The following is a 9,413-nucleotide window of genomic DNA, read 5'->3' as shown; positions in this document are numbered from 1 at the left end:
TGGTAGGACATCCTTCGCCCTTCGTAAGTTATGTGGGACATGAGCCTTGCTAATCCGAAACAGGATTTTAAAAATTTGCAAAAAAATACCCCGAACCGTGATTTTTCACGATTCGAGGTTTATAGGTTTTTGTATGAAGCCTTTTGATAGCGGCTTTTTTAAGATTTTTATTATGGTACCATTCCGACCCCAACCCCTGCCCGACTCCCGGGGATGGATAGATTGAAGCAGGAATCTTTGGATTTAAACCTACGCGTTCAATCACGCTAAAGAATCTAAGCAATCCCCACCTGTTTAATAAAATCCTTTATTTCCTCTGTATCCGAGTGCTGATTGAAAAGCTCTTTAATCTCTTCAAAGCTATATCCTGCTAAAACTAAGGGCTTTAAGAACCTGACATGGATGTTAGAAAAGCCATCATTGATAAGACTTCTAACCACTCTGCAGCGTTCACGATATACGGACTCTTCACAATCACTTCCATCAGCGTTTTTCCTAAACTCATCCAAGGTGATTTTTTTCATCATGGCATGTTTCTCATGGTACTTTTCAGCATTCTTTTGAAGCATCTTCCTCTCATTTACCGAAAGCACGATATTCTCAGGCTTTACCTGCATCTTAACAGCCTCATGATAAGCGATTGCCTCATCTACTGTGATGTGAACAATCTCTTCTCCCTGGGCCAGTAGTTTTTTAGCCTCTGCTTTTGCTCTTTCCCCGGAAAAGAATACCGGCGACAAGTCTGCCCGCTTTTCTTTTCTGATTTCCTGCCGCTTCTTAGGATCATACGGATTATGTTTACGGCATAGAAGCTTTACAAAATCCGTTCTCTCCATACGGCACTTGGTCTGATATAAGGGATCTGCGCCCTTTACTACAATGGCACACTCCCCGTCTTTCTTCATAGCAAAGATATCTTCTGCTGATAAAAGACTCTTTTGCATGACATCCTCTGATCTGGAACTCTGCCCCTTATAATCCTTAGCATCAGACTCACTTGCCTTATGAATGGTCTGCGTACCAAAGTGTTTTGATAGATATTCACATGAATCCATATCCGGAGCTCCAAGTATATCTATGATGGAACAGTTACCGATAAGGTCTTTATCCATATCAAACTTTGGGAACTTCCTCTTAAGCTGAATCAGATTCTGCACAATAATGACCGCACTCATGTTACGGCTACGCATGGTGGAAAGCTTTTCTACAAAGGAATCCGGCAATGTGACATTTGCAAACTCATCCATAAGGAAGGTCAAATGCTGCGGCAACGTTTCATGAAGGCTTGGATCAATGGCAGTCAGATGATAAAGTTCATCAAAGAATAACGAATATACCATTGAAGGGATCCAGTCATAATAACGCTTATCTTCACTTGTTACGATAAATAGTATTCTCTTTCCTGTAGAAGCTTCCTTACATGGTTTTGAATACCCAAAACTCTTTGCAATCTGTATCTCATCCTCTGATAACAGGTCTATAACACATTCAAGCTTCATATATCTGCAATGTGCATCCAAAGATGCCACAATAGAGCTTGTAGTCTCCGCTGCTCCGTTATAATACTTTTCGATTGCAACATACCCGGGGAAGTCCGACTCCATATGTCGTTCTTCTTTCCAGTTGCTCTGTGCTTTCTTTGCGATATCAAGAATGCCTCCTTCCCTGTTATCAATGGAGCCATCCTTATTTGTATAAACGCAGGTAGCATCAAGAAGCTTTACAAAGGTCTTCCAGTTCTGATCTTCCTTCGGATAATAGTAGTGAATCAGATAAATGATACTCGTAAGAAGCACTTCTGCTGATTGCTCAAAGAACTGATCATTTCCTCCGCTTTCTTCTGCCGGAGTTGTTGCTTTCATAAGGATTCCGGCAATGCTCATGATATCAGACTCGTTTCTGATATATTCAAACGGGTTAAAATGGATACTCATAGGCATACCATCTTCAGATTCCACGTTCATGACCATAACTTCATAGCCGTTATCCTCAAAATATTGCCCTGTCTGCTTATAGAGCTCACCTTTTGGATCTGTCACAAGGAAGTTTCCGCATAGCTGGGATAACATCGGACGTGCAAGCCTGAATGATTTACCGGATCCAGGTGGTCCAACTACAAGCATATTTAAGTTTGAAGTCCTCTCATTATGAATCGAGAGATATACCCCCTCTGCTATCCAGTAATTTGCTGTGTTTACACGAAGGGGATGATCAAGATGAACATCCCCCGTAACAACATCAACAACGTTTTTCTCATCATGGTTTGCAAAGAGCTTTGTAAATTCCTTGGCATCTCCCCATTTGGCTTTACCAAATTCTTCTCCGGCGAAAGGATGCTCTATCTTTGTAAAGATTATGATAAATGCCATAGACCATCCGATCACAAAGGTTAATACAAACTTCGGTGTTACCGGTGTGACTCCTACTATAAAATGGTGCTGCTCTATGATAAAGGACTGAAAATTGTTCATGAACTCATTGAGATTATTCCCGTCCATCCACACAGCTCCCAAAAGAAAGCCAAGATATACACAGACAAAAACACCAATCGCATATATGATAAGCGTCTCTTTAACGCTCCTTGTATGCTTTTTTACCGGTCTTTCTCTTACAAACAAATCGCTCATAGACCTGCCTCCTATTCGTAAGCCTGATTCATGGCACTTGCTATAAGAAGAAATCCTAAGATACTTAGTGTGATCATAGCCCCCTCCTTCATCTTGCAGCAGTCTTTGTAATAGACTTTGCAGCACTTTCTGTCTTTGCTTTTCCTTCAAGTGCCTTAAGGATTTCATCTCCAGTGAGAGTCTTTTCCTTTCCATCAGAGCCGATAAAGGAATACTTCTCGTCAGAGCGGATTGAAATCTTTGCACTATCAGAATCGATGCCTACAAGAGACACTCCTTCTACAAGACCATCATCAAGCTCTAAAGACAAAACCCTGTTTTCACTTGGCATGATAGATTCCGATGGAACCGTGACAGTAGAATAAAAGCTTCTTGCATATGCCTCACGCTGAGCCGCATCATTTCTTGCCTGGTCGATTATGATCTGTGCTTCGCCTGAAATTTCATGCCCACCTTCCTGGGCACTGGTAAAATTTGTATCAAACCCAAGGATATAATCATGAAGGTTTTCTTCACTTCTCATAACCGTCATAGGCTGATCTTTCATCATTCCTGCATTTTTAAGGATTTCAGGAAGTTTTTCATTCCATGCCTCCATCGTAAGGCCCCTGTCAGATACAGGTTCAAACTTTGCTCCCGTTACAGGATCTGAGACTTCATAGACAGAAAAAACCATGCCCTTATCATCCACTTCAAAGCTCCTCTTTACTGTGAGAAGTGTGTCATCCCCGGTCTTTTGGCTGTAATAAAGCTCTTTCGACTCTGGTACAAGCCCTGAATCACGGATAGGATACATACAATCTTCGGGCATAAACTCTCTTACCACCCCACATGTCTGTGCCTGCAACATTGCAAGTTCGGGATTATCCAAAAACTCTGTACCTTCCGCCTGCTTAAGATATTCCGCAAAATCAAGGACATTGTTTCTATCCATCTTTTCCTTGGACTCTGCCAAAAGCTCACTGTTCTGCGATTTACCCTGTTCAAGTGCTTCAATCTCTTTCTGAATCTCGTCCTTTTCTTCCTGAGTCTCAGCATTTGCAAGTCTATCCTTCGCATCAGCGATTTTCTCATCATATGACTTATCCTGTGCTTCCTCACTTGCAACACGCTTTCTCATGTAGGACTTTATCTGTTCATCATGGATTCCAAAGTCCTGTGCAAGCACGGCAACAGGAACGTAATCATCATTTGGATTAAGATCCGGCATGATACAGTATCTGAGATTATTCTTCTGACAATAATATTCAAATGGACTGATAAAGCCTTCTCCCTTTACATCGGGATCATTTGTAATATTGATTGTTGGCTCGAACATTTCCTTGGGAAACTCCAAAATAGGAGCCATCCCTTCACTTGCTTCCTGAATCTTCTGCCAGGAGCAGCTTCCGGGCTTATTAAGCCATTTCTGGTGATTCCACTCATGCAAGGACTTAACGCCGCTTACCATAGCTGCAATCATCGCCTTTGTTCCTTTCAAAAGGTAATAAATCCCCTTATATTCAAGATCTACAACCTGAGCAATTTCATCTGCCATTTCACATTCCTCCTTATGGTCTTAATACTAAAATCACGTTTTTTGTTCTAAGTGTCTGATATACAACGCCGTGGTCTTCATTTAAGGCTTCCACCACTTCACCGTTTCCTACATAAACTGCCACATGGTATATGCCAAGAAACCTTCCGTTATCATGTCCGCCGTAAAAGATTAAATCTCCCGGCTCCATATCTCTTACATCGAGCCTTGTGGAATTTACGACCTCTCCTTTGCTGTAGAGCTTACTTGCCTCAGCCGCAGCAGTCGGAGGATATCCGCCTCCATAACTTATGTCCACGCCGCCTGCCTGCCAGCTATAGAAAGCAAGTGATGAACAGTCATATGCATAGCCGCTTGCTCTGTTTGCCTGAGAGTATGGATAGCCAACTCTTGAAAGAGCAAACCTGATAACTTCCTCTTGTCTCCCTGTAGCTCCTGAGTCATCCACAATCGCATCTATTTCCTCATCTGTAAGGCTTTCTTCTGAAAGAATCCTTCCTCGCCCTGAAAACCTTGATACAAATCCTGTAACAGTGGTACTTACGCTGTTTATGGAAGTAAACATGCCAACCACCAAAGATACAAGGATCATAAATACGATAAGAAACATCAAAACAACCATTACATGCGGTGCAATAAGAGCTGCTATCTTGGCAAAAAGCCCCTTTAAGTACGTAGCCGGGTTAAGAATCTCTGTCACTACTCTGACTGCCCCGGTATTTCCGTCCTTAAGTGCATCCCCTGTTGCTTTTTCAGAGCCAAGGTCATTTCCTATCATGCCTTTTGCCCTAAGCATCTTGGCTACGGCTGTTTTATTGGCTGCCGCTCTTTTCTCCTTGGATACTGACTTCTTTGAAACATCTTTTGATACAGACTTTCCTGCATCTGATTTTTCTGTGCCCTTCTCTGGCTTCGAAGGAGTCTGTGCTGACGCCTCTGTAGTCTTTTGGGGCGAGCTCTCCACTTTGGCTTCTTTCCTCTCGCTGTCCGTTCCTTTCGCTTTCTTCTCATCTATAAAAGCCTCCTTCTGCTTTAATTTAAGGAACTTATTCATTTCCTTCGCTTTTGCTTTATGCTTATTTGCAGAAAGGGAGGCTACTCCGCTTAGTGTAAGATCCACTTTTGCAGATGCATCCTCCCCATCTCCTTTAGAAAACCTGGAGGCTTCACCTGCGGCAAAGTTAAGGGCATAGTCTTTGAATTTCACATCACTTGTAAACCGTGCTCCTTCCTCTTTAAACCCCATAGCCACCTCCGTCTGTGTTTACGATTTCATAAATCTCTGATTCCTTGCTCATCCTCATATCAAAGGGAACTGTTACGCTTCCCATCTTAAGAAGCCCTGTTCCGCTCTCTGCATTGTCAACAAAGTTGAACATGGCAGGAGATATACTCGGCAAGAACTCCATAAGCTTTTTCTTATCCACGGATGACTGTGATAAAAGTGCAAAATACTCCGTATTTGAAAGAATCGCTGAAAGCTTTCCGGCATTCTCATCATTCAAAAGATCAGACATATTCTGAGTTATGCCATTTAAAATGCCGCTCATCTTTCGAATCTCTTTCCAAAGCTTCAATATAAAGTTTGCCACCTGATCAACTGCCAAAAGCTCATGAAACTCATCAATATAAAGATGTGTCCACCTGCCGACCTTGGCATTTACCTTGATCTTGCCCCTTAATGTTTCCATCATGATGAGCATGCTGGTGATACGAAGATTGTCCTTGAGCCCTGCTATATCAAATGCAATCAGCCTGTTACTAAGATCTACATTTGTCCTGTGGTTAAACAGATTCAGTGACCCGTTTACAAAAATCTCCATTGCTGCCGCCAAATGGTCTGCAAGGTCTGTTCCTTCATCCAAAAGCCCCTGATATACATCCTGCAGTGTCGGTGAATAGGCTCTTACCTGCTCTTCCTTGGATAAATCCTCTGAAAGACTTACCTCTGTGATCTCTTCCTTCATAAACTCCGGCACTTCATATTCGGCTGCTTTTTCTGTCTCCCCGTTAAGGCGCTTTCTCATGCTATAATTTGCTGAGTACACCTTATCAATGACTCTATCAACAACGCCCTGCTCCTCTGCTTCCATATCTCTTTTAAGAAGTGAGGATATCAGCGTTAAAATAAAGTCTGCCTTTTCCGAGATGATCTCCCGAAGACCGGCATAATCCACACCGTCGAAGTCCACATCCATCGGGTTAAGGTAAAACTCCTTCTTTGAGTCAAAGCAGATAACTGTACCATGCATCCTCATAACAACAGGTCCGTATTCCGACTGGGGATCTACAATTAAGATCTGGTCTGTGGGATTGTTAAGATAAACCGATATCATCTCGCTCTTGGAAAACACGCTCTTACCTGAGCCGGACTGTCCAAGAATCATGCCGTTATGGTTTTTCAGCTTCTTCTTATCAGCAAAGATTGCATTCTGTGAAAGCTGGTTGATGCCGTAATATACGCCGTTCTCATCATTAAGCTCCTGAGTCTTAAAAGGCATGAACATCGCAAGGCAGCTTGATGACAGATTCACTACTCTCTTAAACTCCTGTATTCCATATATAAGTGCAGAGTTAAGCGCCTCCTTTTGCATTGCAAAGCAGCTCTTAAGCGTAAGACTTTTAAGCGAAGCAATATTCTTAAGCTTATCCTCTATCTGTACCAGCTCTTCTTTTGAATCAGCTAAAAACAACACGAGAATTGTTGTATTGAAGTAGTGGTCATCTAAGCTATCCAGTTCCTTCATAAACTGATCGAGCTTTTCCTTTTCGTTTAAAAGCTTCTGCGATGCATCCGCAAGATAGTCATTATTATTACGGTTTCTTTGCTTCTCCCCCTCAATCTTCATTCCCACTGCCATGTACTTTCTTGAAATCTCCTGCTTAAAGCCTGAAATATCAAGAAGTTCATTATTGACTGTTACATAGCTTGTACAATTGATTTTGGAAAGAGAAGTTATGATGTCAGACTCCAAAGCCTTTGGATAATCCTCGATATACATCACTTTCCCGTAACTTCCGTTTAATACAAAGCTCTCATTATCAAACTCGATTGCGGCCGGAGACAGGATATTGATAAAATCCTGCCCCATAGATACCGCTTTCTGAAAGGAGAACCTATATCCGCTTTCAAGTCCTGTATGCATGAAGTTATAGATGAGCTGCATTCTTTCATCTATGGAAAGGGACTTCATAGATGATCCCTGCATACCGTTAAGCCCAAGTCCTATAAACGCTGACCTTATCGCACCTTCTATAGACATAAAAGTTGCCTTGGCATCCTTCACTCCATCCGCTGAAATGGTAAGCGTCAGATAGATAGTCTGATATAGCCCCTGCTTGGCATCAGATAGCTTTTCTCTGATTACCTGATTGTAGGAGTCTCTAAGTCTGTCATCCGCATCCCCACGTTTTTTATAAAGAACCTTTTCGTGAAAGCTCTTCTCATCCACGTGTTCATTGGCAATGCTATATGAAAACCTGCAGGGAATACCCTTTAATACCTTTGAAAAACTGACAATGATGGATTTCTGCTCCTCATCAGTCACACCTGCAAAGTTGATATCACTTAGCATGTATGTCTTTGAATACTTTCCTCCAGGCAGGGTAAATATGCCGCTCTCTTCAATAGCCTCTACAGAGAAGATATCCTGAACGCTATTTACCTCTGCGCAAACAGGAGTGTCATACATCTTCGTCTGCTCGTACTTCGTTTTGATTACCGCCATATTCCCTCCTAAAAATCTCATTCATTGTTTCTACGCCTACATTCCTTAGGTTCTTGTAATCCAAAAGTCCAAGAGAGATCTGTGATAAGAAGCTGTCTTTCTGTCCTCCGAATACCGGAGAAATCAAAAAACCTGCTCTTGCAAAGATGGTATCTACCGTCTTTTTTATGATCTCCATTGCATCCTTTGAATCACAGAGAAACGTAAGCTGCCCTGATACATTCAAAAAATCCTGTACCGAGTCACGGTTTAGAGTCCGTGAGTATCTTTTTTCAAGTGTTCTTACATAATCTTCCTTGTCGAGGTCACTTATCCCGACAAGATCAAATGTCACAAATACCGGGCATCCAAGTTCTTTTAAAAGTGACAGGGCATCTCCGGAAGCCTCATCCGGGTATTCCATGAAAAACATGCTCATCCCGAAAGACCCTTCAATCTGGAAATGATCTCTTTCTTCCACAATCTCCGGAGATATCTCCTTTAGTAAATCCCGCTTTGCACGGACGAATGATGCATAGGAAAATGACCTCTTTTCTCCACCAAGCTGCATAAGAATTACCTTTATCGCTTCGTCTACGGTTAAGGACCGTACCCCTATCATTTCCTGTAATATCACTTCATCTGCTTCAAACTGTTCCCGTACCGGCTCATAGATATCACCCTCTGCAATAAGTGAGACAAATGCCCTCGCTGTGTGTGATTCTCCTTTTGCCGGGGCAATCCTTTCTGTGATACGGATTCTGGATTTTACTTTTAGTGCCGCCTTTACAGCTCCCCTTATGCTTCCTGTCACTTCAAAAACTTTGACCCATCTGCCGCCGTCAAAGCAAAAGGCACCGGACGGATCAAAACTAAGGAATCCCATGCTATTTGCAGATTTTTTCGGTGCGGAGATAAGCATCCTGTTTGCTTCTTTGATCAGGCGCTTTCTCTCTTTTTCCGCCTTTCTTTCCTCCCTGCTTCTCTCCACCCGTTCCTTTTTCTTTGTCATAGCTCCTCCTTACTTTCCGTCAAACCACTGATTGATCAGGGTTGTGATCTTGTTCTGGAAATTTGGAAGCAGAGTCTTAGTACCGAAAATGTACAAAAGACCAGCAATTCCGGCTGCTACTGCAATGATGATGAACATAATGATGATCTGGTCTACAGCAGGCTTCTTCTGTGCAAGTCTCACCTTCATACCGATCAGCATCTCATCAAGCTTTGAAACTACCTTTCTCATATCCGTTTTCTCCTTTCGTTTGGTAGGACTTCCTTGCCCTTCGTAAGTTATGTGGGACACCGAAAGCTCTAATCCGAAACGAAAATAATAAAATTTGCAAAAAAATACCCCGAACCATGATTTCTCACGATTCGAGGTAATATAGTTTTCTTAAACTCTTAAGCTAACTTGTGGAACATATGCCGAACCTTATCTATACGGCTATTCGGGCGGCGGGGTTGGCAAATAAATTTACCAATAGCTGGCTGGTATCCTTTTAACTCTGTCAAGCAGACTCCCTGCCCATTTGTGAAATAAGT

General features: G+C 42.3%; 6 protein-coding genes and 1 pseudogene. All 7 read right to left on the bottom strand.

Translation table 11 applies throughout. The annotated features are described in order from the left end of the window. Positions 1-275: 275 nt before the first annotated feature. On the bottom strand, positions 276-2,627 hold the full coding sequence (locus J6I68_RS09900; RefSeq protein ID WP_292220023.1) for a VirD4-like conjugal transfer protein, CD1115 family: 2,352 nt from the start codon (positions 2,625-2,627) through the stop codon (positions 276-278). Positions 2,628-2,715: 88 nt separating this feature from the next. Further along, positions 2,716-4,164 carry a hypothetical protein gene (locus J6I68_RS09895; protein WP_292220021.1) on the bottom strand — a complete coding sequence of 483 codons (1,449 nt, stop codon included), beginning with the start codon at positions 4,162-4,164 and terminating at the stop codon, positions 2,716-2,718. 13 nt (positions 4,165-4,177) lie between these two features. Beyond that, positions 4,178-5,410 carry a C40 family peptidase gene (locus J6I68_RS09890; RefSeq protein WP_099392725.1) on the bottom strand — a complete coding sequence of 411 codons (1,233 nt, stop codon included), beginning with the start codon at positions 5,408-5,410 and terminating at the stop codon, positions 4,178-4,180. Continuing rightward, positions 5,400-7,892, bottom strand: a complete 2,493-nt coding sequence (locus J6I68_RS09885; protein WP_292220018.1) for a VirB4-like conjugal transfer ATPase, CD1110 family — start codon at positions 7,890-7,892, stop codon at positions 5,400-5,402. Before J6I68_RS09885 ends, J6I68_RS09890 begins: the two co-directional genes overlap by 11 nt. Continuing rightward, positions 7,849-8,883, bottom strand: coding sequence for a hypothetical protein (locus J6I68_RS09880; RefSeq protein ID WP_099392723.1), 1,035 nt, complete (start codon positions 8,881-8,883; stop codon positions 7,849-7,851). The genes J6I68_RS09885 and J6I68_RS09880 overlap by 44 nt, the downstream gene beginning before the upstream one ends. A gap of 9 nt (positions 8,884-8,892) precedes the next feature. Then, positions 8,893-9,114 (bottom strand): hypothetical protein, encoded by a 222-nt coding sequence (locus tag J6I68_RS09875; RefSeq protein WP_028247316.1) that lies wholly within the window; start codon positions 9,112-9,114, stop codon positions 8,893-8,895. Between the two features lie 158 nt (positions 9,115-9,272). Continuing rightward, a pseudogene (locus J6I68_RS09870) lies at positions 9,273-9,413 on the bottom strand (elongation factor G); the annotation flags it as partial.

The sequence above is a fragment of the Butyrivibrio sp. genome (assembly GCF_017940685.1).
GTDB lineage: Bacteria > Bacillota > Clostridia > Lachnospirales > Lachnospiraceae > Butyrivibrio.
Note: the sequence above shows the minus strand (reverse complement) of the source record. Positions and strands in the feature narration are given on the sequence as shown.